Annotated in this window: 19 protein-coding genes and 2 tRNA genes; 19 read left to right on the top strand and 2 right to left on the bottom strand. The window is 50.1% G+C overall.

Features of this window, described 5'->3' with window-relative positions; translation table 11 throughout:
* Window positions 1–87 precede the first annotated feature (87 nt).
* The 6 genes from nhaA (at window position 88) to Q0X97_RS08745 (ending at window position 9,439) form a co-directional block, all read left to right on the top strand.
* Window positions 88–1,242, top strand: a complete 1,155-nt coding sequence (nhaA, locus tag Q0X97_RS08770; RefSeq protein ID WP_302066954.1) for a Na+/H+ antiporter NhaA — start codon at window positions 88–90, stop codon at window positions 1,240–1,242.
* Window positions 1,243–1,406: 164 nt separating this feature from the next.
* Window positions 1,407–2,894, top strand: coding sequence for a cardiolipin synthase (gene cls, locus Q0X97_RS08765; protein WP_302066952.1), 1,488 nt, complete (start codon window positions 1,407–1,409; stop codon window positions 2,892–2,894).
* 293 nt (window positions 2,895–3,187) lie between these two features.
* Window positions 3,188–5,053: an NAD(P)-binding protein gene (locus tag Q0X97_RS08760; protein ID WP_302066951.1), complete on the top strand. Its 1,866-nt coding sequence runs from the start codon at window positions 3,188–3,190 to the stop codon at window positions 5,051–5,053.
* Between the two features lie 257 nt (window positions 5,054–5,310).
* Window positions 5,311–7,590, top strand: coding sequence for an NADP-dependent malic enzyme (locus tag Q0X97_RS08755; RefSeq protein ID WP_302067711.1), 2,280 nt, complete (start codon window positions 5,311–5,313; stop codon window positions 7,588–7,590).
* A 100-nt stretch (window positions 7,591–7,690) separates the two neighbouring features.
* Complete coding sequence (trmA, locus tag Q0X97_RS08750) at window positions 7,691–8,785, top strand: tRNA (uridine(54)-C5)-methyltransferase TrmA (protein ID WP_302066948.1); 1,095 nt, start codon at window positions 7,691–7,693, stop codon at window positions 8,783–8,785.
* 285 nt (window positions 8,786–9,070) lie between these two features.
* A complete protein-coding gene (locus Q0X97_RS08745) occupies window positions 9,071–9,439 on the top strand; it encodes a hypothetical protein (RefSeq protein WP_302066947.1) in 369 nt (122 codons plus the stop codon).
* Between the two features lie 60 nt (window positions 9,440–9,499).
* On the opposite strand, the gene secA is transcribed toward Q0X97_RS08745, so the two are convergent.
* Window positions 9,500–12,256, bottom strand: coding sequence for a preprotein translocase subunit SecA (gene secA / locus Q0X97_RS08740; protein WP_302066946.1), 2,757 nt, complete (start codon window positions 12,254–12,256; stop codon window positions 9,500–9,502).
* Between the two features lie 160 nt (window positions 12,257–12,416).
* On the opposite strand from secA, the gene Q0X97_RS08735 reads away from it, so the two are divergent.
* Together Q0X97_RS08735 and azu are read left to right on the top strand one after the other, a co-directional pair.
* A complete protein-coding gene (locus Q0X97_RS08735; RefSeq protein WP_302066945.1) occupies window positions 12,417–12,839 on the top strand; it encodes a DciA family protein in 423 nt (140 codons plus the stop codon).
* 296 nt (window positions 12,840–13,135) lie between these two features.
* Window positions 13,136–13,702: an azurin gene (gene azu / locus Q0X97_RS08730; RefSeq protein ID WP_302066944.1), complete on the top strand. Its 567-nt coding sequence runs from the start codon at window positions 13,136–13,138 to the stop codon at window positions 13,700–13,702.
* Between the two features lie 121 nt (window positions 13,703–13,823).
* Here the strand turns inward: azu and Q0X97_RS08725 are convergent, their stop codons facing one another.
* Window positions 13,824–14,162, bottom strand: a complete 339-nt coding sequence (locus Q0X97_RS08725; protein ID WP_302066943.1) for a hypothetical protein — start codon at window positions 14,160–14,162, stop codon at window positions 13,824–13,826.
* Window positions 14,163–14,564: 402 nt separating this feature from the next.
* Between Q0X97_RS08725 and Q0X97_RS08720 the strand changes: the two genes are divergently transcribed.
* The 11 genes from Q0X97_RS08720 to groL all read left to right on the top strand — a co-directional run bounded on the left by Q0X97_RS08720 (window position 14,565) and on the right by groL (window position 25,106).
* Window positions 14,565–15,470, top strand: a complete 906-nt coding sequence (locus Q0X97_RS08720; RefSeq protein WP_302066942.1) for a lysine exporter LysO family protein — start codon at window positions 14,565–14,567, stop codon at window positions 15,468–15,470.
* Window positions 15,471–15,548: 78 nt separating this feature from the next.
* Window positions 15,549–16,331 carry a DeoR/GlpR family DNA-binding transcription regulator gene (locus Q0X97_RS08715; protein ID WP_302066941.1) on the top strand — a complete coding sequence of 261 codons (783 nt, stop codon included), beginning with the start codon at window positions 15,549–15,551 and terminating at the stop codon, window positions 16,329–16,331.
* A gap of 208 nt (window positions 16,332–16,539) precedes the next feature.
* A complete protein-coding gene (locus Q0X97_RS08710) occupies window positions 16,540–17,163 on the top strand; it encodes a glutathione S-transferase (RefSeq protein ID WP_302066940.1) in 624 nt (207 codons plus the stop codon).
* A gap of 169 nt (window positions 17,164–17,332) precedes the next feature.
* A complete protein-coding gene (locus tag Q0X97_RS08705; RefSeq protein ID WP_302066939.1) occupies window positions 17,333–19,018 on the top strand; it encodes a glutamine--tRNA ligase/YqeY domain fusion protein in 1,686 nt (561 codons plus the stop codon).
* A gap of 282 nt (window positions 19,019–19,300) precedes the next feature.
* Window positions 19,301–20,560 carry a transcription termination factor Rho gene (rho, locus tag Q0X97_RS08700; protein WP_302066938.1) on the top strand — a complete coding sequence of 420 codons (1,260 nt, stop codon included), beginning with the start codon at window positions 19,301–19,303 and terminating at the stop codon, window positions 20,558–20,560.
* 81 nt (window positions 20,561–20,641) lie between these two features.
* Window positions 20,642–20,950, top strand: a complete 309-nt coding sequence (locus Q0X97_RS08695) for a hypothetical protein (RefSeq protein ID WP_302066937.1) — start codon at window positions 20,642–20,644, stop codon at window positions 20,948–20,950.
* A gap of 55 nt (window positions 20,951–21,005) precedes the next feature.
* Window positions 21,006–22,355 (top strand): deoxyguanosinetriphosphate triphosphohydrolase, encoded by a 1,350-nt coding sequence (locus tag Q0X97_RS08690; protein ID WP_302067010.1) that lies wholly within the window; start codon window positions 21,006–21,008, stop codon window positions 22,353–22,355.
* A 198-nt stretch (window positions 22,356–22,553) separates the two neighbouring features.
* A tRNA-Arg gene (locus tag Q0X97_RS08685) sits at window positions 22,554–22,630 on the top strand.
* Window positions 22,631–22,644: 14 nt separating this feature from the next.
* Window positions 22,645–22,719, top strand: a tRNA-Glu gene (locus tag Q0X97_RS08680).
* A gap of 374 nt (window positions 22,720–23,093) precedes the next feature.
* Window positions 23,094–23,381 (top strand): co-chaperone GroES, encoded by a 288-nt coding sequence (gene groES, locus Q0X97_RS08675; RefSeq protein ID WP_085390333.1) that lies wholly within the window; start codon window positions 23,094–23,096, stop codon window positions 23,379–23,381.
* 90 nt (window positions 23,382–23,471) lie between these two features.
* Window positions 23,472–25,106, top strand: a complete 1,635-nt coding sequence (gene groL / locus Q0X97_RS08670) for a chaperonin GroEL (protein WP_302066936.1) — start codon at window positions 23,472–23,474, stop codon at window positions 25,104–25,106.
* The last annotated feature ends 35 nt before the right edge of the window (window positions 25,107–25,141 follow it).

The following is a 25,141-nucleotide window of genomic DNA, read 5'->3' as shown; positions in this document are numbered from 1 at the left end:
ACTGCGGGAGTATCGGTTCCGGCAGTGGGTTTGTATTCGGTAGTCAATTGAATAAATCGACAGACTTTTTAAGAGAAAGGAAGGTCAGTGAGGGATAAGTTAGCTCATTTTTTCAGTTCGGAGCCTGCGGCAGGTATCGTGTTGATGATTGCGGCGGTGCTCGGCATCATCGTGGCGAATTCGCCCGCTTCGGAACATTATTTCAGTATGCTCGGCGCTTATGTTGTCGGCTTGAGTGTTTCGCATTGGATTAACGACGGTTTGATGGCAGTATTTTTCCTGTTTGTGGGTTTGGAAGTGAAACGCGAATTATTACAGGGCGAATTGAATACCAACGCCAAGCGGATATTGCCCGGCTTGGCCGCATTGGGAGGTTTGATGATGCCCGCGCTGTTTTATGTTTTGTTTAACAGCGGCAATCCCGAAACGTTGAAAGGTTGGGCCGTGCCCGCCGCCACCGATATCGCTTTTGCACTGGGCGTGTTGGCCTTGTTGGGCAGCCGCGTGCCGGTGTCTTTGAAAATTTTTCTGACGGCACTGGCGATTATGGACGACTTGGCCGTTATTGTGATTATTGCCTTGTTTTACAGCAGCAGCATCAGTTTTGTTTATCTGGCTTTGGCCGCCGCAACTTTGGCCGTGCTGTTTTTCTTGAATAAAAAAGGCATATTGAAAAGCCTTCCGTATTTGCTACTGGGCTTGTTGCTGTGGTTTTTCGTTTTGAAATCCGGCCTTCATGCCACGCTTGCGGGCGTGTTGCTGGCTTTTGCCATTCCTTTGCGGGTACAGGATTCTATTCAGGAAGCGCCGCTGCTCAAGTGGGAGCACGCTTTGGAAAATCCGGTGGCGTTTTTCGTGGTGCCGGTGTTCGGCTTTGCCAATGCCGGCGTATCTTTCGCCGGGTTGGACGGCTCGGTACTTTTCGACCCCGTGGTAATGGGTATTTTTGCCGGTTTGTTTTTGGGCAAACAGTTGGGCGTTTTCGGTGTGGTTTGGGCAACGGTGAAACTCGGCTGGACCGAACTGCCGGAAGGGGCGAGCTGGTTGCAGGTGTATGGCGTGGCGCTGTTGTGCGGCATCGGTTTTACCATGAGCCTGTTTATCAGCCTGCTGGCGTTTGTTGACCCCGCCATACAGGATTACAGCAAAGTAGGGGTGTTTTTAGGCTCACTGTTTGCGGGCGTTTCGGGTTATCTCGTGTTGAAATTCGCACCGTTTGAGAGAATTAAAATTAAGTATTAAACGATATTGTGAGGCCGTCTGAAAATTTTTCAGATGGCCTTTTTCATGGTCGGGTCGATTGCCTGCCGCCGTTTAAAGCCAAAAAGGAACTTTCAGACGGCCTTTTATACCTTAATGATGATTACTTCTATAATTCAAGCCGTCTGAAAATATCTTGCATGCTTATGAATATTGAAATTCCGTGGGGTCAGATTCTTATTTACCTGCACACCGCTGCCGCATTGGTTTGCGCGGGGCGGGTGCTTTACAAACAGCGCAATACGGGTGCGGCATTTGCATGGTTGATTATTCTGTTTGTGTTCCCGCTATTCGGCGTGGCTGCTTATTTGATGGTGGGAGAGCCGCGGCTCGGAACGGCGCGGGCCAAGCGTGCCGCGGAAATGAACCGTTTTTACAGCGAGTTTATCGAGCTTTATATGTCGGATATCGATTTGGATATCACCGACGAAATGCGCCCGCGCTATCGGGGGATTGCCAAAGTTGCCGCCGATACCACTGGTATGGGGCCGACCAAAAGCAATGCCATGACGCTGCTTTCCACCACCGACGGAATCGTCGATGCCATGCTTGCGGACATTGAATCGGCGCAGCAGTCATGCCTGCTGGCGTTTTACATTATCGAACCGCAAGGCCGAATCGAAACCTTGTTGGATGCGGTGATTCGGGCGGCACAACGCGGAGTGGACTGCGTTATTCTTGCCGATGCCGTCGGCAGCCGTAATTTTTTCAACGGCGGCTGGGTAAAAAAATTGCGCAGCTTCGGCGTGGAAGTGCATGCGGCCTTACCGGTGGGGCCACTGAAAACCCTGTTTACCCGCAGCGATTTGCGAAACCACCGCAAAATGCTGATTATCGACAAAAAAATCGGCTATACCGGCAGCTACAACTTGGTAGACCCGCGCTTTTTCAAGCAAGGTTCGGGCGTAGGCGAATGGGTGGACGTGATGATGCGCTGTTCCGGGCCGCTGGTGTTGGAGATGACAGCGGTGTTCTATGCCGATGTGGCCGTGGAAGACGATCAAAATCTAACCGAAGTGCAGCAATATTTGAGCGGACTCAACGAGCTGATTCCCGCCATGCTGCCTGAAAAAATGCGGGCGGGGAATATTGTGGCGCAAGTGATTCCTTCCGCGCCCGACCAAGTCAACCGGGTGATTTACGAAACCATACTCAGCGCGGTTTATTCGGCTACGCGGAAAATCGTGATTACCACGCCGTATTTCGTGCCCGACGAACCTTTGTTGACGGCATTGACCACCGCCGCCAAACGCGGTGTGGAAGTAACCCTGATTTTGCCGGCCAAAGTCGATTCGCTGATGGTGCGTTATGCTTCGCGGGCTTACTACCCCATGCTGCTTAAAGCAGGCGTGAAAATCGCTTTGTTCGACGGCGGGCTGCTGCATGCCAAAACCATGGTGATAGACGACGGTTATACGCTCTTCGGTACCGTGAATATGGATATGCGCAGCTTCTTTTTAAATCTGGAAATCAGTTTGGCAATTTACGATAAAGGTATTACCCGCCAAGTGAATGATTTGCAACGGCAATATCTGGCCGACAGCCGCTACATCACGGTTAAAGGCTGGCAACAGCGGTCGAGATGGTGGGGGCTGGTGGAAAATACCGTCAGATTGATGAGTCCGCTTTTGTAACGGGTGATGCAAAATTGCCAAAAGGCCGTCTGAAAAATTTTTCAGACGGCCTTTTGGTTACTTGAAAAAATATCATAGAATTGATTGGTCTTATGTGTTTGTTAATATAGGTAAAATGCCGATTATTTTTATAACATATTATTTTTTAATAATATTTGTAAGAAATTTTTTCAGACGGCCTGCAATATGATTTCAAAATAATATGATATGGGTAAAGAAATTCAATTTTGTGTAAAAGGCGGGAACTTGTTAGAATTGCGCATTTGCAAAAATTGAACCCGAAAGTATTTCAAATGAAACGTAAATTTTCCCGCCGCACTTTTTTAGGCGGAACGGCTGCTTTGGCCGGTTCGTTTGTGCTGGGCGGCTGCGATAAAATCTACCGCACCGTTTCTCCGGCAGACCAAGTAAAAAACGCCACTCTGAAAAGCATTTACTATCCGCCCGCTTTGCTCGGTTTGCGCGGCGATACGGAAGGTGTTCAAAATGCGGCGCACAGCGTCGCGTTGGCCGGCAACAAATTCACACTGCCGGGCAAAGCCGGCGAGCAATATGATTTGGTGGTAATCGGTGCCGGCATCAGCGGCCTGTCGGCGGCTTATCTCTATCGGAAACAGCGCCCGCAAGCCAAAATTCTGATTTTGGACAACCATGAAGATTTCGGCGGCCATGCCCAACGCAATGAATTTACCATCGACGGCAAAACACTGGTTTCCTACGCCGGCAGCGAATCATTCGATTCGCCCAAAGCCAATTTTTCAGACGACGTTAACGCGCTGATGAAAGATTTGGGTGTGGATTACACCAAGTTCGAACAATATTTTCAGCAAGATTTGTACGAAAAAAAATGGAATCTGGAAAAAGGCGTGTTTTTCAACAAAGCCGCATTCGGAAAAGATGCGGTAGTGCGCGGCGAACCGGAAACGGGCGAAGAAAGTGCTGCCGAAATCATCCAAAATTTTCCGCTGCCCGAAGCCGACAAACAGGCTTTGATCAAGCTGTATACCGATCCTGACGACTATCTGAAAGGCAAAAGCAAAAGCCAGCGCGAAGAATATGCCGAAAATACCAGCTATTATGACTTCCTGAAAAACACTGTTAAGCTGCCCGAAACCGCCTTGAGATACCTGCTCAATATCAGTTCAGAATACTGGGGCCATGCGATTAACGCCGTTTCGGTGAGCGAGGCTCTCAGCGAAGGTTATCCGGGCGTGCAAAACCTCCGCCTTCCCGAAGAAGAGGGCGAAGAAGAGCCGTATATCTATCACTTCCCCGACGGCAATGCCTCGGTGGCACGTTTGCTCGTGCGTAAAATGATTCCGGCTATCGCCCCGGGCAACAGCATGGAAGACATCGTATTAGCCAAGTTCGATTACAGCAAACTCGATTTGCCGGAAAACAATGTCCGCATCCGTCTCAATTCGACGGCATTGATGGTCGAAAACAATGCCGAAGGCGTGGCCGTGGCCTACCTGCACCAAGGCGACACCGATTTGAAACAGGTTCAGGCCAAGCAGTGTATTTTTGCCGGCCACAGCGCGCTGGCCGCACGCATCATGCCGCAATTGCAGCAAACACAAAACGAAGCCATGCTGAGTAATGTGAAAGTGCCGATTCTTTACGGCAAAGTGTTGGTAAAAAATGCCCGCGCTTTCCAAAAACTCGGCGTATATGCGGTTTACGCGCCGGATGCGCCGTATTGCCTGATTCAGCTCGACGACCCCGTGAATATGGGTGATTACCGCTGCCCGCAAACCCCCGACGAGCCGATTATCGTGCATATGGTGCGCGTTGCCACCGATATGCAGGGCAAAGATGCCCGCGAGATGTACCGTAACGGTCGCCGCAAGCTGCTCCGGCAAAGTTACGAATCACTGAAGCAGGAAATGCTGGAACAACTGCGCAACATATATGCCGTGGCGGGTGAAAATCTGGACGAAGTTCTTGCGGGCGTAACCATCAACCGCTGGGCGCACGGTTACAGCTACGAGCGGGTGGGCCTGTGGGATTCCGAGAACCGCGCGGAAAGAATCACCGAGAGAATGCAGAAGCCTTTGGGCAACATCTTTATGGCCAACAGTGATGTGGCATGGCTGCCCTATATGCATGATGCCATCGATCAGGCATACCGTGCAGTAAGGGAAGCCTTGAAGGCTTAATTGCCGCAATTGAAAGAGGCCGTCTGAAAACATCTTTTCAGACGGCCTCCGTCATATCGGTCGGAGCCTGAATTGTCGTTTCGGCAAAGGCCGGTATTTTCACTTAACATATTGATTCGGAAAAATCCTGCCGGCACTTCCCGCTTTCCGTTATAACGGTATGCGCCGTTTACTACACATGATAACATTACAATTTTCCCGCAATGCCGTCTGAAAACTTTTCAGACGGCCTGAACAAACCGTCAGGACGAACCAACATGGATGATTTAATTAAAGAAGCCGCCTTACACTTCCACGAATATCCCAATCCCGGCAAAATCCAAGTTGCCCCTACCAAACCGCTGGCCACCCAATATGATCTTTCCCTCGCTTATTCCCCGGGCGTAGCCGCCCCTTGCATGGAAATCCACAATGATCCGCTGGCCTCTTACAAATACACCGCCCGCGGCAATCTGGTTGCCGTGATTTCCAACGGCACGGCCGTGTTGGGCTTGGGCAATATCGGTGCGCTGGCAGGCAAGCCGGTAATGGAAGGCAAGGGTGTATTGTTCAAAAAATTCGCCGGTATCGACGTATTCGATATCGAAGTTAACGAAACCGACCCCGACAAACTGGTCGACATTATCGCTTCGCTGGAGCCGACTTTCGGCGGCATCAACCTCGAAGACATCAAAGCGCCCGAATGTTTCTACATCGAGCAAAAGCTGCGCGAGCGTTGCAATATCCCCGTATTCCACGACGACCAACACGGTACGGCGATTATTACCGCCGCGGCCGTCTTAAACGGTTTGCGCCTGATTAACAAAAACATCGCCGATGCCACTTTGGTTTGTTCCGGTGCCGGTGCGGCTGCAATCGCCTGTTTGAACCTGTTGGTTGCTTTGGGTATGAAGCGCGAAAACATCACCGTTTGCGATTCAAAAGGCGTGATTTACCAAACGCGCGAAGACAAAGACCGCATGGACGAATCGAAGAAACATTATGCTATTCCCGACAACGGCCAGCGCGTATTGGCCGATGCGGTGAGCGGTAAAGACATTTTCCTCGGTTTGTCCGGCCCCAACGTTTTGAGCCCCGACATGCTCAAAACCATGAATGCCGACCCCATCGTGCTGGCATTGGCCAACCCCACGCCGGAAATCTGGCCGCCCGAAGCCAAAGCCGCCCGTCCCGACGTGATTATCGGCACCGGCCGTTCCGACTTCCCCAACCAAGTCAACAACGTATTGTGCTTCCCGTTTATTTTCCGCGGTGCGCTGGATGTGGGCGCAACCACCATCAACGAAGAAATGAAACTCGCCTGCGTGCGCGCGATTGCCGATTTGGCAATGGCCGAATCCAATGATGTTGTGGCCGGCGCATACGGCGATGCGGAGTTGAGCTTCGGCCCCGAATACCTGATTCCCAAACCTTTCGACCCGCGCCTGATCGCCACGATTGCTCCGGCGGTTGCCCAAGCGGCGATGGATTCCGGTGTCGCTTCCCGCCCGATTGAAGACATGGATGCTTACGTAGAGAAGCTGAACCAATTTGTTTACAAATCCAGCTTGTTTATGAAACCGGTGTTCACACAGGCGAAAAAAGACGTGAAACGCGTGGTGTTGGCCGAGGGTGAAGACGAGCGCGTGCTGCATGCGGCGCAACAGATTGCCTCGCAAAAACTGGCTTTCCCCGTTTTAGTGGGCCGCACGGCGGTAATTGAAAGCCGTTTGCAGCATTTGGGTTTAACCATTCAGGCGGGCAAGGATTTCGAGCTTATCGACAATGAAAACAACCCGCACTACGAAGAGTTGTGGAAAGAGTATTACGATTTACTCAAGCGCCAAGGCGTTACCGAAGAAATGGCGCGCCGCCGCATGCTGGCCAATACCACGCTGATAGGCGCGCTGATGGTGCGTTTGGGACATGCCGACGCATTGGTGTGCGGCACGGTAGGCCGTTACCGCGACCACTTCAAAATCATGGAAGAAGTAATCGGCTACAACAATGCCGATCATTACGCTTTCGCTATGAATGCCTTGATTATTAACAATAATAACTTCTTCATCGCCGATACCTACGTTAACGCCAATCCGACGGCCGAACAGTTGGCACAAGGCACGTTGATGTGCGCCAAAGAAATGCAGCGTTTCGGCATCACCCCAAAAGTGGCGCTGCTTTCCAACTCCAATTACGGCACTATCGATAAGCCGGAAAGCAGAAAAATGCAGGAAGCCCTCAGAATCATTCAGGCTCAGAAGCTCGATTTGGAAATCGACGGCGAAATGCAGGGCGACGTGGCGATGGATGAAGGTATGCGTAAACAGATTTTCCCTGAAACCTCGCTCAAAGGTTCGGCCAATCTGCTGGTTATGCCCAACGTTGAAGCCGCCAACATCAGTTACAACCTGTTACGCGTTTCATCGCCGAATGCCATTACCATCGGCCCGATTTTGGTAGGTTTGAATAAGCCCGTTCATATCATCACGCCGATTTCAACCGTGCGCCGTATCGTTAACATGGTGGCTCTGGCCGCGGTGGATGCGCAACGCCAATAAAGCCGGTGTTATGTTAAGAGGCCGTCTGAAAGTTTGTTTTCAGACGGCCTTTTCTTTATCCGCTATAATCTGCCCGATTTGGAGCAACACGGACAATGCCATGAAAAGCCCTGCTTACCGCCAACAGTTAAACGAAAAAATAAATTATATCAATACTTTGTTTGGGCATCTCGATACGCCGGAGTTAGAGGTGTTCGAGTCGCTGGAACAATATTACCGCATGCGTGCCGAGTTTCGCGTGTGGCATGAAGGCGAAGAGATTTTTTACGCCATGTTCGAGCGGGGGCAAAAAGCAAGCGGAGCCTCTTTGGTGCGTTGCGACCGCTTCCCGCCTGCTTATACTTCCATCAACGAATTAATGCCGAAACTGATCGAAGCAGTGAACAACCGGCCGGTGTTGAAAAACCGTTGGTATCAGGTGGAATTTCTGGCTACTTTGAGCGGCGAAATGCTGGTTACCATGATTTACCATAAAAAATTGGATGATGAGTGGAAAGCAGCGGCGGAAAATCTGCAAAAGGAATTGAATATCCGCATTATCGGCCGCAGCAAAGGGCAGAAAATCGTACTTTGCCGAGATTTTGTTACCGAGAAGCTGCATGTGGGCGGGCGTGATTTTGTTTACCGCCAAATCGAAGGCAGCTTTACCCAGCCGAATGCAAAAGTATGCGAAAAAATGCTGGAGTGGGCATGCACTGCGGCGCAAGGCTCAAGCGGCGATATGTTGGAGCTTTATTGCGGCAACGGTAACTTTACTTTGCCTTTGGCGCAATATTTCCGACGGGTGTTGGCAACCGAAGTTTCCAAAACATCGGTTAATGCTGCGTTATGGAATATGGAGGCAAATCAGGCTGACAATATAAAAATCGCACGGTTGTCGGCGGAAGAGTTTACCGAAGCCTATATCGGAGGCCGAGAGTTCCGCCGTCTTCAGGAACAAGGCATCGTGTTGGCCAATTATGCGTTTTCCACAATTTTCGTCGACCCGCCGCGTGCCGGTGTGGATGAAGAAACGCTGAAATTGGTAAGCCGGTTCGACCGGGTGATTTATATTTCGTGTAATCCCGAAACCTTGCGCGATAACCTCGATACGCTCTGCCAAACGCATGAAATCCGCCGCATGGCGTTGTTTGATCAATTTCCTTTTACGCACCATATCGAAAGCGGCGTGTTGTTGGTTAAAAAGGCCGTCTGAGGATATTTTATAGATCTATATAGAACTTAAATACGGATCATTTTTTTATTTTATCGGGATATGGTCAAGAGGGTTTAGTTGTTTATAATAAAATTTCTTGTCATTTTTCTAATGTGGCAAATAAACTTACCATTCTGCGTCTTAGCTTGAAGGGAACGATTTTATAAGCCGCTGAAGTGGCAGCAGAATTGGTTCCGTACTATTTGTGCTGCCTGAGGTTTGCGGCCTTGTATCAAAAATAAGTTTGTTTGCTATAGTTATTCACATTTTCGGAGGGAAGAACAAATGAAAAAATTTGTATTAATGATTTTGCTGTTTGCTTCGACATCATCATTTGCAGTTGATCCGTTTGAAGTGGAACGGGTAGAACGATCCTGTAAACATGAAAAAAGCAGTATATTGCGTGATCGTTACGGTACGCCGTCATGCGATCATTTGGGGAGGCTGTACGAACTGGAACGTGAGCAACAACATATACGTTATGCACGTGAATTCAATGAGTCGCAAGAACGCATAGCCGCAACGCCGCAAAGGATCATAGTCGAACACAGAATTGCAAGGCAAAACGGTGTCGGTAGCGGTTACCGCTGGAATGGAAATGAAGGACGGTACTGCAATCATGATGCGGCCGGTTATCCCACAAACTGCTATTAATCGCATAAAAAAGCCCTGCTTGATGAGCAGGGCTTTTTACGGCTTGGAGGCCGTCTGAAATTAGCTTAATTTGCCGTGGCAATGTTTGTATTTCAAACCGCTACCGCATGGGCACAAATCGTTGCGGTGCACAACGCGGCCTTGCTCTACCAATACTTCCGGGCTGAAATCATTGCCGGTAGGGTCGAAGGCCTCGGTAGCCAAATTGTCGCGCGATTCGCCCAATACGTCTTCCATTGCCGGCGCACCGGAATGGACGGCTTGCACGTTGGTAGGCTCTTGGGGTTCGTTTTCGGCAACAATGTCATCGCCGTGCTCAATCTGTACGGCTACAAGCAGAGAAGCAACATTTTGTTTGATGCCGCTCCACAGGTGTTCAAACATGATAAAGGCTTCGCGTTTGTATTCCTGTTTGGGGTTTTTCTGAGCATAACTGCGCAGATGGATACCCTGACGCAGATGATCCATGGCGGCAAGGTGTTCGCGCCAGTTGTTGTCGATAACCTGAAGCATCACGTTGCGTTCAAAATCACGCATCACTTGCTGGCCGACGATTTCGGTTTTCTCAGCGTATTCTTTTTCCACTTGGGCAAGCAAGCGCTTTTTGATGTCTTGATTATCCAAAGTATTGTTGGCTTTTAACCAGCCTTGGATATCGGCCTGCAAACGGAAATCACCTGTAAGCTGGGCTTCCAGCGCAGGGATATCCCATTGCTCTTCCATGCTGTCGGGTGGCATGTGCATGTCGACTAAGTTGCTGATAACTTCTTCGCGGATTTCTTTTGCCAGTTCGCTCACATTTTGATTGGTTAAAATGGTATTGCGGTAGTAATAGATGACTTTACGTTGGTCATTGGCAACATCGTCATATTCCAATACTTGTTTCCGCATGTCGAAGTTACGACCTTCCACTTTGCGCTGCGCACCTTCGATTTGGCGGGTAAGCATGCTGTGTTCGATGGCTACGCCGCGTTCGGGAGCAAGGCGGTTGAGAATGGCTGCAGCACGGTCGAGCGCGAAGAGGCGTAGCAGCGGGTCTTCAAACGAGAGGTAGAAACGGCTGGAACCGGGGTCGCCTTGACGGCCGGCACGGCCGCGCAACTGGTTGTCGATGCGTCGGCTTTCGTGGCGTTCGGTACCGATAATATGCAGACCGCCTGCGGCCAATACTTTTTTGTGATCGGCTTCCCAACCGTTTTCCAGTTTGGCGATGCGGATTTGCTTTTCTTCGTCGCTCAGGTTTTCATCGGCACGGATGGCATCGCTCTGATGTTTGACGTTACCGCCCAGCACGATATCGGTACCGCGGCCCGCCATGTTGGTGGCTACGGTAATCATGCCGGGTTTGCCCGCTTGGGCCACGATTAAGGCTTCGCGTTCATGCTCTTTGGCATTCAGTACGTTGTGCGGCAAACCGGCTTTGGTAAGCAGCTCGGAAACCAGTTCGGAGTTTTCAATGCTGGTGGTGCCGACCAGCACGGGTTGGCCTTTATCGAAGCAGGCTTGGATATCGTTGATAACGGCTTCGTATTTTTCTTCGGCAGTACGGAAAATCTGGTCGTTGAAATCTTTGCGCTGCATCGGGCGGTTGGTAGGGATGATGACCGTTTCCAAGCCGTAAATACTTTGGAACTCGAAGGCTTCGGTATCTGCCGTACCAGTCATGCCGGCGAGTTTTTCATACAGGCGGAAATAGTTTTGGAAAGTGATTGAAGCTAGCGTTTGGTTTTCGCGTTTGATTTCCACCCCTTCTTTGGCTTCTATGGCCTGATGGAGACCTTCGGACCAACGGCGGCCGGACATCAGACGGCCTGTGAATTCGTCCACAATCACGACTTCGCCGTCTTGAATCACATAATGCTGGTCTTTATGGAACAGGGTATGTGCGCGCAGGGCTGCCATCAAATGGTGCATCAACATGATGTTGGCGGCGGAGTAGAGCGAATCGCCTTCCTGAAGCAGGCCCATTTCGGTAAGAATATCTTCGGCGTGCTCGTGGCCCGCTTCGCTCAGGATAACGGTGTGGCCTTTTTCATCGACCCAATAATCGCCTTCGTCTTCTTCGGTTTCTTGGCGGCTGAGGCGCGAAGGCACTTTGTCCATGGTTTGGTAAAGTTGCACGTTGTCGTCGGCTTGGCCTGAAATAATCAACGGGGTACGCGCTTCGTCAATCAGAATCGAGTCGACTTCATCGACCACGGCAAAGGCCAAATCACGCTGCACTTTGTCGTATTGGTCGGTAACCATGTTGTCGCGCAAGTAGTCGAAACCGAATTCGTTGTTGGTGCCGTAGGTAATGTCGGCATTGTAGGCGGTTTGGCGGAAGAAAGGCTGCATGTCGCTGATGATGACACCGACGGTCAAGCCCAAGAAGTTATACAGCGGTTCCATGATGCCTGCGTCGCGGGCGGCAAGGTAATCGTTGACGGTAACGACATGCACGCCTTTGCCGTTGAGGGCATTCAGGTAAACGGCGAGGGTGGCCACGAGCGTTTTACCTTCGCCCGTGCGCATCTCGGCGATTTTGCCGTTATGCAGTACCATACCGCCGATAAGCTGTACGTCGAAATGGCGCATTCCTAATACGCGGCGGCTGGCCTCGCGGCAGACGGCAAAGGCTTCTTCGAGGATGTCGTCCAAGGTTTCGCCTTTGGCGAGGCGTTCTTTGAATTCGGCGGTTTTCGCTTGGAGGGCTTTGTCGCTTAAAGCCTGCATTTCGGTTTCGCGCGCATTGATTTTAGCAACGGTTTTACGGTATTGTTTGAGCAGTCGGTCATTCCGGCTGCCGAAGACTTTTTTGGCTAAGTTGGTAAGCATGAATTTTTCCTGCGCCTTGATATAGAAATAGTGGGCAAATTTAAGCCCGAATTTTAACACAAGCCGTTTAGTAAAGTTACAGTGCCGTCTGAAATAGCGGCAGCTTTGCCAGATTTCAATATTATTTGCCAACTAAAATCATACAGGAGGCCGTCTGAAAATGGATTTGGTGCATTTGGGCAAGAAAGACAGCCGTTTGCTAAATCTGTTGCAACAATCGCAACAATGGCGTAGGCTGGACGCTCGGGTCAAACAGATTATACCTGCCAACCTGCGGGCGCACTTTCAGGTGGCCTGTATCGAAGACGGTTGTTTGATTATTTTGGCGGCGAACAATATGGCTTCTTCGCGTTTGCGTATGATTGTGCCGAGCTTACTGCCGAAAATTCAAAATCTTGAAAATTGTATTACTGATGTGCGTATTAAGGTGGTGCCGAAACAGCCGGCAAAAACGCGCATTAATAGTTTGCAGTTGGGCAGTGCGGCGGTAGCAGGGTTTCAGAGATCCGCCGAGCGGTTGGCGCATCATCCCGAATTGGCCGAGGCTTTGCGTAAGCTGGCTGAAAAACACGGTAAATTCTAGCAAGTGTAAAGCGTGCGGAGGGCCGGATATCTTGATTTTCGCCTTTGTGTGTTACCGGTTTGGCGGATGGCGATAGGAGGCCGTTTGAAGGCTTCGGATAAATCAGGTTTTTTCGGCCTGTTAAATTTGATTTAACGCAAATCTTAATGGATAAAGGCAGTAAATATAGACAGTTGTCGGTAACTTTTTCGGCAATTTTATGCCTTAGTATGACAATACATCATTGTTTCAGCATTTCATCAGGGGGCGAATGGTAATAGAAAAGCCCCGTAATTTAACTCACACAGGAGTATTGTATGAAAGTTTATTTAGCTCTGATTTCTGCCGCTGTTCTCGGTTTGGCGGCTTGTTCTCAAGAATCTTCCGCGCCTGCTCAAGGTGAACCTGCTGCCGAAGCTCCAGCTCCTGCCACGTCTGAGGCTGCGCCTGAAGCCGCTCCGGAAGCATCTGCCGTTCCTGTTGCGGCGGCTGATGATAAATGCGCCGTGGTGGTTGATTCCGACGATGCAATGAAATACAACATGTCTGAAATCAACATCAGCAAAACATGTAAGGAATTCAGTATTACCTTGAAACATATGGGTAAATTGCCGAAAGCGGCGATGGGGCACAATATTGTTATTGCCAAAACCGAAGATGTGGACGGCGTAGCGAAAGACGGTGCAAGTGTCGGTCCTGACGGTGATTTCCTGAAAGCCGGTGATGAGCGTGTGATTGCCCATACCAAATTGATCGGCGGCGGCGAAGAAGACACTGTTAAAGTAGATGTGAGCAAATTTGCTGCGGGTAACAAATACGAATTCTTCTGTTCGTTCCCCGGCCATATCTCTTTAATGCGCGGTACTGTAAATTTGGTTGAATAACCGCCGATAAAAAAAACAGCCTGATTGTCATGTCAGGCTGTTTTTTTTTATCGAAGCAGGTTGAAACGATAAACAGGCCGTCTGAAATTTCAGACGGCCTGTTTATCGTTAAAGCATCCGATTATTTGACCACTTCAACCGGGCCGTGGTCATCGCAGTGGTCGCCGTGTTGATGGTGCAGGCGGCCGTTTACGATGTAGTCTACATGGTCGCCGTGCGGTACGGCTTCGTGGCCGCAGCCGGGGCCGTGCACATGGTTTGCACAGTCGTGTACGGGATGGCAGCCGTCGGGATTGGTTTCGTTTACTTCCAAGCGGTGTTCGTCATAGTGGCCGTTATGTGCGTGGTGCAGATGGCCGTCGTGCAGGTAGTCGACATGATCGCCGTGTTTGATGGCTGTGTGGCCGCAGTTGGGGCCGTGTACGTGGTCGTGGTTGGGATGGGTGGTGCATTGGCTCATTTTTCTACTCCTTATTGTCGCTTAGGGGTAAATATCATACGTCTGCCTCTGTTTATTGTAAATAACTTGTTGTTTATTTTATGTTTTATTTCGATATAGCATAACATTTTCCAACGGCGGCCGTTCTTTAACCGATAGAAAAGAGAACGGGCGGTTTGATGCTTATCTGGTTTTACTGCCAAATCAGTTATAATCTGTAATGATTTCTTTACTTTTCCAATTGTTTAAACAGTTGATAAGCCCGAATAATTTTTATGGCGGATAATTTCGACAGCCGCTGCGCTGTTGCCGGCGTTGTCGGACGGTGTCGGCCGTTCGATATGATTGTTCGGTTTATCGGTGATATAAGCTTTTCAGACGGCCTCCTGCGTAGGGAGAGGCCGTCTGAAAACCGTTATTTTTATGAACAGCCTGATTACTTTGCTTTCGGTATTGATTCCGCTTTTCCTCGGTTTTTTCATCCGCATTCCCAAAGCCTATTTGCCTGCGGTGGATAGAATTTTGAGCTGGCTGGTGTATATCATTTTGATTTTAATCGGGATATCTTTGGCTAGGGTAGAGGACTTGGGCTCACAAATCGACACGATTCTCGGTGCCGTGGCATTGTTGTTCGTGTGTGTGATCGGTATGAATTTATCGGTGTTAATGTGGTTCGACCGCCGCCATCCGTGGCAGGTCGAAGGCAGCGGTAAAAAAGCCCGCATCAGCATTGCAGTCAGCATCAGGCAGTTGGGCTGTGTAGTGTTGGGTTTTGTGCTCGGTAAAATGATGTACGCTTATTGGCTGCCGCCCGAACATACCGGCACATATTGTTTGATGCTGATGGTGCTGTTGGTCGGCATCCAGTTGAGCAGCGGCGGGATTACTTTGCGGCAGGTTTTGATTAATAAGCGCGGGGTGCAGACTTCATTGCTGATTACATTGTCTTCGTTGGTCGGCGGGCTGCTGTTTGCGGCGGTGATGCCTGAAGTGTCTTGGAGCAAAGGGTTGGCGTTGGCTTCGGGATTCGGCTGGTATTCGCTTTCCGGCATTGTGATGACCGAAGCCTACGGGCCGGTATGGGGCAGTGTGGCGTTGTTGAACGATTTATCCCGCGAGTTTTTCGCTTTGGTATTCATTCCCATTCTGATGCGCCGCCATCCGAGTGCGGCGGTGGGGTCGGGCGGCGCGACCAGTTTGGATTTCACGCTGCCGGTTATTCAGAGTTCCGGCGGTTTGCAGGTCGTGCCGCTGGCCATCAGTTTCGGTTTCATCATCAACGTGATCGCTCCGTTCCTGATGGTGGTTTTTTCTGCTTTGCATTTTTAAATACAGTAACTTGCATGAAAAATGCCGATTTGGCAAAATTCAAACGCATAACCGTCGACAATAAAAGAAGAAAACACTATGCCACGCATCCTACGACACGAAAAAATCATTGCATTGGTACGCGAACATAACTTCATGCCGATTGAGCAATTGGCAAGGGAATTGGACGTTACGCCGCAAACCATCCGCCGCGATATCAACCAGCTTTGCGAAGAAAACATTTTGCGCCGCTATCATGGCGGAGCGGCATTGGGCGAAAGTTTGGAAGACGATGATTTCCAAAGCCAAAAAGCCAAATTGCAAATCGAAAAAGCCCATATTGCCGATTTGGTTGCCGCCAATATTCCCGATAATGCTTCGCTGTTTATGAGTATCGGCACCACCATCGAAGCCGTGGCAATGGCGCTGGTGAAAAGCCATAAAAACTTGCGCATCATTACCAATAATATTCATGTCGCCGCTATTATGTCCGGCCGTAGCGATTGCACCGTTATCATCACGTCGGGCGTTGTGCGTCCGGTCGACGGCGGCGTTACCGGCGTGGCGACCGTTGATTTCATCAATCAGTTTAAAGTCGATTACGCCGTCTTAAGTGCGGCCGGTGTCGAGCAAGACGGTTCGCTGCTGGATTTTGACTATAAAGAAGTCAGCGTGATGCAAGCGATGATGCAGAATGCACGCTTGCGTTATTTGGCCGTCGACCACAGTAAATTCGGCCGTAACGCTTTAGTGCGCATGGGGGATATTACCGAGTTCGATTCGGTGTTTACCGACCGCGTGCCCGACGAAGCCATGTGCAACCGCCTCGAGGCAGCGGGGGTGGAGTGGTTTGTGGCTGAACGCGATACCGATGACGAATAAACAATAAAAAGGCCGTCTGAAAAGTTTCAGGCGGCCTTTTTATTGTTAGAAAATGCCGCATCAAACGTCTGAAGTAATAGTCAAAAAAACACGGCTGCGAAATATTGCGTTTCACGGCCGCGACAACCGCTCTCGAGGCGGCAACCCGCAGCGAAGCGGCGGTTAAGTTTTTTTGCGGTAAATCAATCGGTGTAAACGGAAAGGAAATATGATGAAACTTTGGTATTCCACCACCAGCCCTTATGTACGCAAAGTCCGTGCAGTTGCCGCATATCACGGTTTGGAGGGCAAGATCGAATTGATGCAAGTAACTTCTTCGTTCGACATCAATTCCCCGCACAATCGAGACAACCCCCTCGGCCGCATACCGGCTTTACAGGCCGACAACGGAGAATGGTTTTACAACAGTAACGTTATTGCCGAATATCTCGACTCGATCGGCCGGAACGGCAGCCTGTATCCGCAAAATGAAGACCGTTGGAAAGTCTTGAACATTCATGCTCTGGCAGAGGGCATCATGGAAAACTCGCTGCCGATGATCGGTGAGAAAATGCGCCGTCCCGAAAACGAATGGTGGACGGAGCGGCACCAACAGATCAAAGACCGCAATGCCAAAACCTTGGTTGTTTTAGCGGAACAGCTTAAGCCGTTTGGCACGCAGCTCAACATCGGAACATTGAATGCGGCTTGCGTGATTGAATTTATCTTGTTCTTAAACCACATCACCGAAGTAGAAGGCCTGCCGTGCATAGCCGGCTTGAAAGAGTGGCAGGAAGAAATGAACCGTCTGTATCCCTGCTTGTCCGAAACCAAACCCTATATTTCCAATTGAATATAGATATCGACTCTCCGAGGCCGTCTGAAAAGGGCGGCCTTTGCGTTTGAAACGCGGGCGGCAATTTAATGTACAATACGCAGCACCTTTCAAACTTTTTCAGACGGCCTTTGAGAACATTTAGGCCGTCTGAAAACAAACCACATAACGAAACGAACCTATCCCTATGATGAACAAAGACCAATTTGCCGATAACCACTTTATCCGCACGATCATCGACGAAGACCTCAAAAGCGGCAAGCACACCGCCATCCAAACCCGTTTCCCGCCCGAGCCGAACGGCTATCTGCACATCGGCCATGCCAAATCCATCTGCCTGAACTTCGGTTTGGCCTATATTTACGACGGCCTGTGCAACCTGCGTTTCGACGACACCAACCCCGAAAAAGAAAATCAGGAATACGTTGATTCGATTAAAGAAGACGTAGAATGGCTGGGCTTCAAATGGGCGGGCGAGCCGCGTTATGCTTCCGACTATTTCGACCAGTTGTTTGATTACGCCGTCGGCCTGATTAAAGACGGCAAAGCCTATGTGGACGAATTAAGCGCCGAAGAAATGCGCGAATACCGCGGCACGCTCACCGAACCGGGCAAAAACAGCCCCTACCGCGACCGCAGCATCGAAGAAAACTTCGATTTGTTCATGCGCATGAAAAACGGCGAATTTCCCGACGGCAGCAAAACCCTGCGCCTGAAAATCGACATGGCCGCAGGCAACGTAAACCTGCGCGATCCGGTGATTTACCGCATCCGCCGCGCGCATCACCACAACACCGGCGACAAGTGGTGCATCTACCCCATGTATGACTACACCCACGCCATTTCCGATGCCATCGAAAAAATCACCCATTCTCTGTGTACGCTCGAATTTGAAGCCCACCGCCCGCTGTATGACTGGGTGCTCGACAATATCCCGATCGACAACCATCCGCGCCAATACGAGTTTTCACGCTTGGAGCTGCTGTATTCCATCACATCCAAACGCAAACTGAGCCAGTTGGTTTCAGACGGCCACGTTACAGGTTGGAACGACCCGCGTATGCCCACCATCTCCGGCATGCGCCGCCGTGGTTACACGCCTGAAGGCTTGCGCCTATTTGTCAAGCGCGTCGGCATTTCCAAGTCTGAAAACGTAGTCGACATGAGCGTGCTCGAAGGCGCGATTCGCGAAGAGCTGGAAAATTCCGCCCCGCGCATGATGGCCGTGTTAAACCCGATTAAGGTAACGCTCACCAATTTTGAAGCCGGCAAAACCCAAAGCCGCAGCGCGCCTTACCATCCGCACCACGAAGAAATGGGCGAGCGCGAAGTGCCCATCAGCCAAACCCTGTATATCGAAGCCGACGATTTCAGCGAAAACCCGCCAGCCGGCTGGCAGCGTTTGACTTTGGGCGGTGAAGTGCGCCTACGTTACAGCTATGTGATTAAGTGCGACGAAGTGGTAAAAGACGAAAACGGCAACGTAATTGAACTCAAATGCAGCATCGACCACGATACCTTAGGTAAAAAGCCCGAAGGCCGCAAAGTAAAAGGCGTGATCCACTGGCTTTCCGCCGAGCACGCCGTGCCGGTGCAAGTGCGCCTGTACGACCGCCTGTTTACCGAACCGCGCCCCGATGCCGTTCGCGGCGAAGATGGAGAATACCTGCCGTTTATCGATTTCCTGAACCCCGAATCCATGAAAGAAATCACCGCTTACGCCGAACCTGTGGCCAAAACTTTGGAGCCGGAAAGCCGCTGGCAGTTTGAGCGCTTGGGCTATTTCGTAACCGACCGTTACGACCACAGCAAAGAGAAGCCGGTGTTCAACCGCACGGTTACTTTGAAGGATACTTGGCAGGCTAAAGCGTAAACATTTGTTATTGTGAACGTTTCAAGGCCGTCTGAAAAACAGGAAATATTTTTCAGACGGCCTCTGTAAACAGTTAGGAGCGGTTTGACACCTTTTATCGAATACATTTGACACTATTTGCACGACTCCATACAATTCCTTTCCGACAAGCACCTTGTCGTTCAATCTGCCATCCGGCAAAACCATTTCCAATATCTGTTGTCTTTTACTTTCAGGATATTTTCAGACGGCCTTAGTCGCCGTTATCCAAATCAACCACCACATATCAATTTATTATCTATCATGCACGTTTCTGAACTACAAACCCAGCACATTTCCAAACTTTTGGAAATGGCAGAACAACACGGCATTGAAAATGCCAACCGCCTGCGCAAACAAGACCTAGTATTTGCCATCGTGCGCCAACTGATGAAGCAGGGCGAATCCTTCACCTGCTCCGGCACTTTGGAAATTCTGCCCGACGGCTTCGGTTTCTTACGCAGTGCCGACACTTCTTATCTGGCCGGCCCCGACGATATTTACGTTTCGCCCAGCCAAATCCGCCGCTTCAATCTGCACACCGGCGATACCATCGAAGGCAGCGTGCGCGTACCCAAAGACAACGAACGCTATTTCGCTCTCGTGCGTTTGGACAGCATCAACGGCGATAATCCGGAAGTTTGCAAACACAAAATCCTCTTTGAAAACTTAACGCCGCTTTTCCCCACCAAACAACTCAAACTCGAGCGTGATATCAAAGCCGAAGAAAACATCACCAGCCGCGCCATCGATCTCGTTTCCCCCATCGGCCGCGGCCAACGCGCCTTGCTGGTTGCCCCGCCGAAAACCGGTAAAACCGTGATGCTGCAAAACATTGCCCACGCCATCACAGCCAATTATCCCGAAGTCGAACTGATTGTTTTACTGATTGACGAACGCCCCGAAGAAGTAACCGAAATGTCGCGCAGCGTGCGCGGCGAAGTGGTGTCGTCCACGTTTGATGAGCCGGCTACCCGCCACGTTCAAGTGGCCGAAATGGTGTTGGAAAAAGCCAAACGCATGGTCGAGCATAAAAAAGACGTGGTGATTCTGCTCGATTCGATCACCCGTTTGGCGCGCGCCTACAATACCGTGGTGCCGGCTTCGGGCAAAATCCTGACCGGCGGTGTCGATGCCAATGCGCTGCACCGTCCGAAACGCTTTTTCGGTGCCGCGCGTAATGTAGAAGAGGGCGGTTCGCTAACGATTATTGCCACGGCACTGGTGGAAACCGGCAGCCGTATGGATGATGTGATTTACGAAGAATTTAAAGGCACCGGCAATATGGAACTGCACCTCGACCGCCGCATGTCTGAAAAACGCCTGTTCCCGGCGATCAACATCAACAAATCCGGCACGCGCCGCGAAGAGTTGTTGGTGCCGAACGACCAGCTCCAACGCATGTGGCTGCTGCGCAAATTCCTGCATCCGATGGACGAAATCGAAGCCACCGAGTTTTTGGTGGGCAAGCTCAAAGCCTCCAAAGACAACAACGATTTCTTTGAGCTGATGCGCGGTAAATAAGTAAAAAGATACAGGCCGTCTGAAATATTTCAGACGGCCTCTGGTTTACAAACAATCCTATTATATTTAGCGGAATAAATAATGATGATGAAAAAAATGGTTTTGATATTCACAGCTTCTTCTTTTTTGGCTGCTTGTGCACAAATGTTTCCGGCACGTTCAGAGTATTTGGGAGGAAACCGTTATCAATTGGAGTCTTCAGGAAACATATTTGCCAGTAAACAGACATTGAAGAACCTAATCGATAAAAAAGCCAAGAAGCTATGCCCCAACGGTTATCAGTATGAAACAGACGATGGATTAAAATATCAAAAAGAAACGTTCTATCATAACAATCAGCCATTACCTTCCGACTATTTGGTAATGAAACAAATTGTAAGATGCAATTGATGCCTCAATATACAAATGGCTTCCGCCGAACAAAGGCATGATGGTTATGAATAAAATGAATTGGCAGCAATTGCTTTCCACCCAACGCTTCCGCATGAAAGACGGCGAAATCGTGCCGACGGTTACGCCGTCCACCCAAGAAGGCGCGGATGCTTTGCGCACCGATTTCCATATCGACTACGACCGCGTGGTGTTTTCCGGCTCGTTCCGCCGCTTGGGGCGCAAAACGCAGGTTCACCCGTTTGCCGAGCACGACCATACCCACAACCGCCTAACCCACAGCGTGGAAGTGGCCAGCGTGGGACGCAGCGTGGGTAACCGCGTCGGCGTGATGATGCAGGCGGGCGGTTTTCTGCCGCAAGGCAATACGCCGAGCGACATCGGCGCAGTGGTTCAGGTGGCCTGTTTGGCGCATGATTTGGGCAACCCGCCGTTCGGACACACCGGCGAAGACGCGCTGCGCGACTGGTTCCGCAACCCCGCTCACAGCATTTATCTGGAAACTTTAAGCGAAGGCGAACGCAACGACGTGCAGACTTACGAAGGCAATGCCCACAGCCTGCGGATTTTGGCCAACCTCGAAATGTACCGCAACAAAGGCGGTATGCGTTTAACCGCCGCTACCATCGGTGCGTTGCTGAAATATCCGTGGACGACGCTCGATCCGAACGGCCGCAAAAAATTCAATATCTATCAAACCGAACTGCCGTTTATCCGCCGCATTGCCGACGAACTGGGATTGATCGAACAAGGAGCCGACCGCTGGGCGCGCCATCCTTTGTCTTACCTGATGGAAGCCGCCGACGACATTTGCTACGCCTTGCTCGACTTGGAAGACGCGGTGGAAATCGGCTTGTTGGGCGATGCCGAAGTTGAAAGCATCTTGGCCGAACTCACGTTTACCGAAGCCCCCGGCGCATGGCAGGCACAAAGCAGCCGCCAGCGCTGCGCCATGCTGCGCGGTATGGCCATCGGACGGGCGATTGAAGATGTGGCGCAAACCTTTATGACGCATCAGCAAGATTTACTCAACGGCAGCTTTCAGGGCAAAGATTTATTGGCTTTATGCAGCCCCGAAGTGCGCAATACTTTGGAAAAGGCCAAAGAGCTGGCGCGGACAAGGATTTTCCGTCATCAAAGCAAACTGATTACCGAAATTGCCGCTTTTCCATGTTTGGGTTCGATATTGGATTTGTTGGTGCCGGCAGCATATTCTTTAATCGTAAACGGGCAAGTCAGCACACGGCAATCACTTGCGCTGGAGCTGCTCAATCATGACGACCCCGTTACACCGGAAGACAGTCTGTATCAGGCCTATATGAAAATTCTCGATTTTGTCGGAGGGATGACGGATAATGCAGCAGCCAGAATGGCTCGGGAAGTTTCAGGTATCGGAATGGTATAAATCAAGAACAAGCCAGCAGAAACAGATACAAGCGGCGTTTCAGACGGCCTTAGAAATTTCTGAAGATATATTGAAATAAATTTTTATTAAATTCAATTGAATAAGAAATTTTATAAAAACAGAACTAGACAGCTTTGATAGATTTCTATATTATCCGCATTCTTGATTCACGGCGCTAATCAAAGCGTAGTGGGAAATGCACCCGTAGCTCAGTTGGATAGAGTATCTGGCTACGAACCAGAGGGTCGGGCGTTCGAATCGCTCCGGGTGCGCCAAAAATTTTATCTCCGCGCCCATCGTCTAGCGGTTAGGACATCGCCCTTTCACGGCGGTAACCGGGGTTCGATTCCCCGTGGGCGTGCCATATTTTTGAAAGCCCTTGCTGATTTTAGCAAGGGCTTTTTGTTGTTTGTTGTTTCGGTTCCCTCAATAAAACAAAGATCGATAACTTGCTGCAAATCCAAAATCTCCATAAATTTGGCAGTTTGCATAAATCACTGATCATTTCAAAATCAACGTATTGATTTTTCTATAAACATTCTTTCCAATTCACTTTAAAATTTAGGCGGCTTATTTTAAAAACGGCAGTTCTTAAAAAATTCGCACATAGGGGCTTGAATTTGCTGTTTGTAGCCTTATGTTGGATTGCGTTAACTTACACCGCGCGGATGCGGCGGTGATTTTATTTGATATGCCTGTTTACAGGTGCTTGTTTTTATTATTTTATCGGAGTTATATATGACCATTCGTCCTCTGCATGACCGCGTAGTCGTAAAACGCTTGGAAGCTGAAGAAAAAACCGCCTCTGGTATCGTATTGCCGGGCGCAGCCGCTGAAAAACCCGATATGGGCGAAGTGATTGCCGTCGGCGCAGGTAAAGTCGGTAAAGACGGTCAACGCCGTCCGCTGGACGTGAAAGTTGGCGACAAGGTGATTTTCGGAAAATACAGCGGCCAAGCCGTGAAAGCCGACGGCGAAGAGCTGTTGGTAATGCGTGAAGAAGACATCTTCGGTATTGTTGAATAATCAAGCATTGAAGACCGTCTGAAAAGAATATAAAAAGGTTTTCAGACGGCCTCTTAGAGATATTTTGAACATTTTTGGAGAATTTAAGATATGGCAGCAAAAGACGTACAGTTTGGTAATGAAGTCCGCCAAAAAATGGTTAAAGGTGTGAACGTATTGGCCGATGCCGTTAAAGTAACTTTGGGCCCGAAAGGCCGCAATGTGGTATTGGATCGTTCTTTCGGCGGCCCGCACATCACTAAAGACGGCGTAACCGTAGCCAAAGAAATCGAATTGAAAGACAAATTCGAAAACATGGGCGCGCAAATGGTAAAAGAAGTTGCGTCTAAAACCAACGACGTAGCCGGCGACGGTACGACCACGGCCACCGTTTTGGCCCAAGCCATCGTCAGCGAAGGAATGAAATACGTTACCGCCGGTATGAATCCGACCGATCTGAAACGCGGTATCGATAAAGCGGTTGCTGCTTTGGTTGCCGAATTGAAAAATATTTCCAAACCTTGCGACACATCTAAAGAAATCGCCCAAGTGGGTTCGATTTCCGCCAACTCCGACGAGCAGGTTGGTGCCATTATTGCCGAAGCCATGGAAAAAGTGGGCAAAGAAGGCGTGATTACCGTGGAAGACGGCAAATCTTTGGAAAACGAACTGGATGTAGTGGAAGGTATGCAGTTCGACCGCGGTTATCTGTCTCCCTACTTCATCAACGATCCTGAAAAACAAATTGCCGGTTTGGATAACCCGTTTGTATTGTTGTTCGACAAAAAAATCAGCAACATCCGCGACTTGTTGCCGGTGTTGGAGCAAGTGGCTAAAGCCAGCCGTCCGTTGTTGATTATTGCTGAAGACGTTGAAGGCGAAGCGTTGGCTACTTTGGTGGTAAACAACATTCGCGGTATCCTGAAAACCGTTGCGGTTAAAGCCCCGGGCTTCGGCGACCGTCGTAAAGCCATGTTGCAAGACATCGCTATCTTAACCGGCGGTAACGTGGTTTCGGAAGAAGTGGGCTTGTCTTTGGAAAAAGCTACTTTGGAAGACTTGGGCCAAGCCAAACGCATCGAAATCGGTAAAGACAGCACTACTATTATTGACGGTTTCGGCGACACTGCATTAATCGAAGCCCGTGTAAACGAAATCCGCCAACAAGTGGAAACTTCAAACAGCGAATACGACCGCGAAAAACTGCAAGAGCGCGTGGCCAAATTGGCCGGCGGTGTTGCCGTGATCAAAGTCGGTGCGGCAACCGAAGTAGAAATGAAAGAGAAAAAAGACCGCGTGGAAGATGCGCTGCATGCTACCCGTGCTGCGGTTGAAGAAGGTGTGGTTGCCGGTGGCGGTGTGGCTCTGCTGCGTGCCCGTGCAGCTTTGGAAAGTGTGAAAACTTCTAACACAGACCAAGATGCAGGCGTACAAATCGTATTGCGTGCGATTGAAGCTCCGCTGCGTCAAATTGTTGCCAATGCAGGCGGCGAGCCGAGCGTTGTGGTGAACAAAGTGTTGGAAGGCCAAGGCAACTTCGGTTACAACGCAGGCAGCGGCGAATATGGCGATATGATCGCTATGGGTGTGTTGGATCCTGCCAAAGTAACCCGTTCTGCGCTGCAACATGCTGCTTCTATTGCCGGCTTGATGCTGACTACCGATTGCATGATTGCAGAAATTCCTGAAGATAAACCTGCCGCTCCCGATATGGGTGGCATGGGCGGTATGGGCGGCATGATGTAAGAGGCCGTCTGAAAGCCTGAGTGCTTGAAGTGAAA

The sequence above is a fragment of the Neisseria sp. MVDL19-042950 genome (assembly GCF_030504625.1).
In the GTDB taxonomy this organism is placed as follows: domain Bacteria; phylum Pseudomonadota; class Gammaproteobacteria; order Burkholderiales; family Neisseriaceae; genus Neisseria.
The sequence above is the reverse complement of the archived record's forward strand: the minus strand, read 5'-3'. Positions and strand labels throughout refer to the sequence as shown.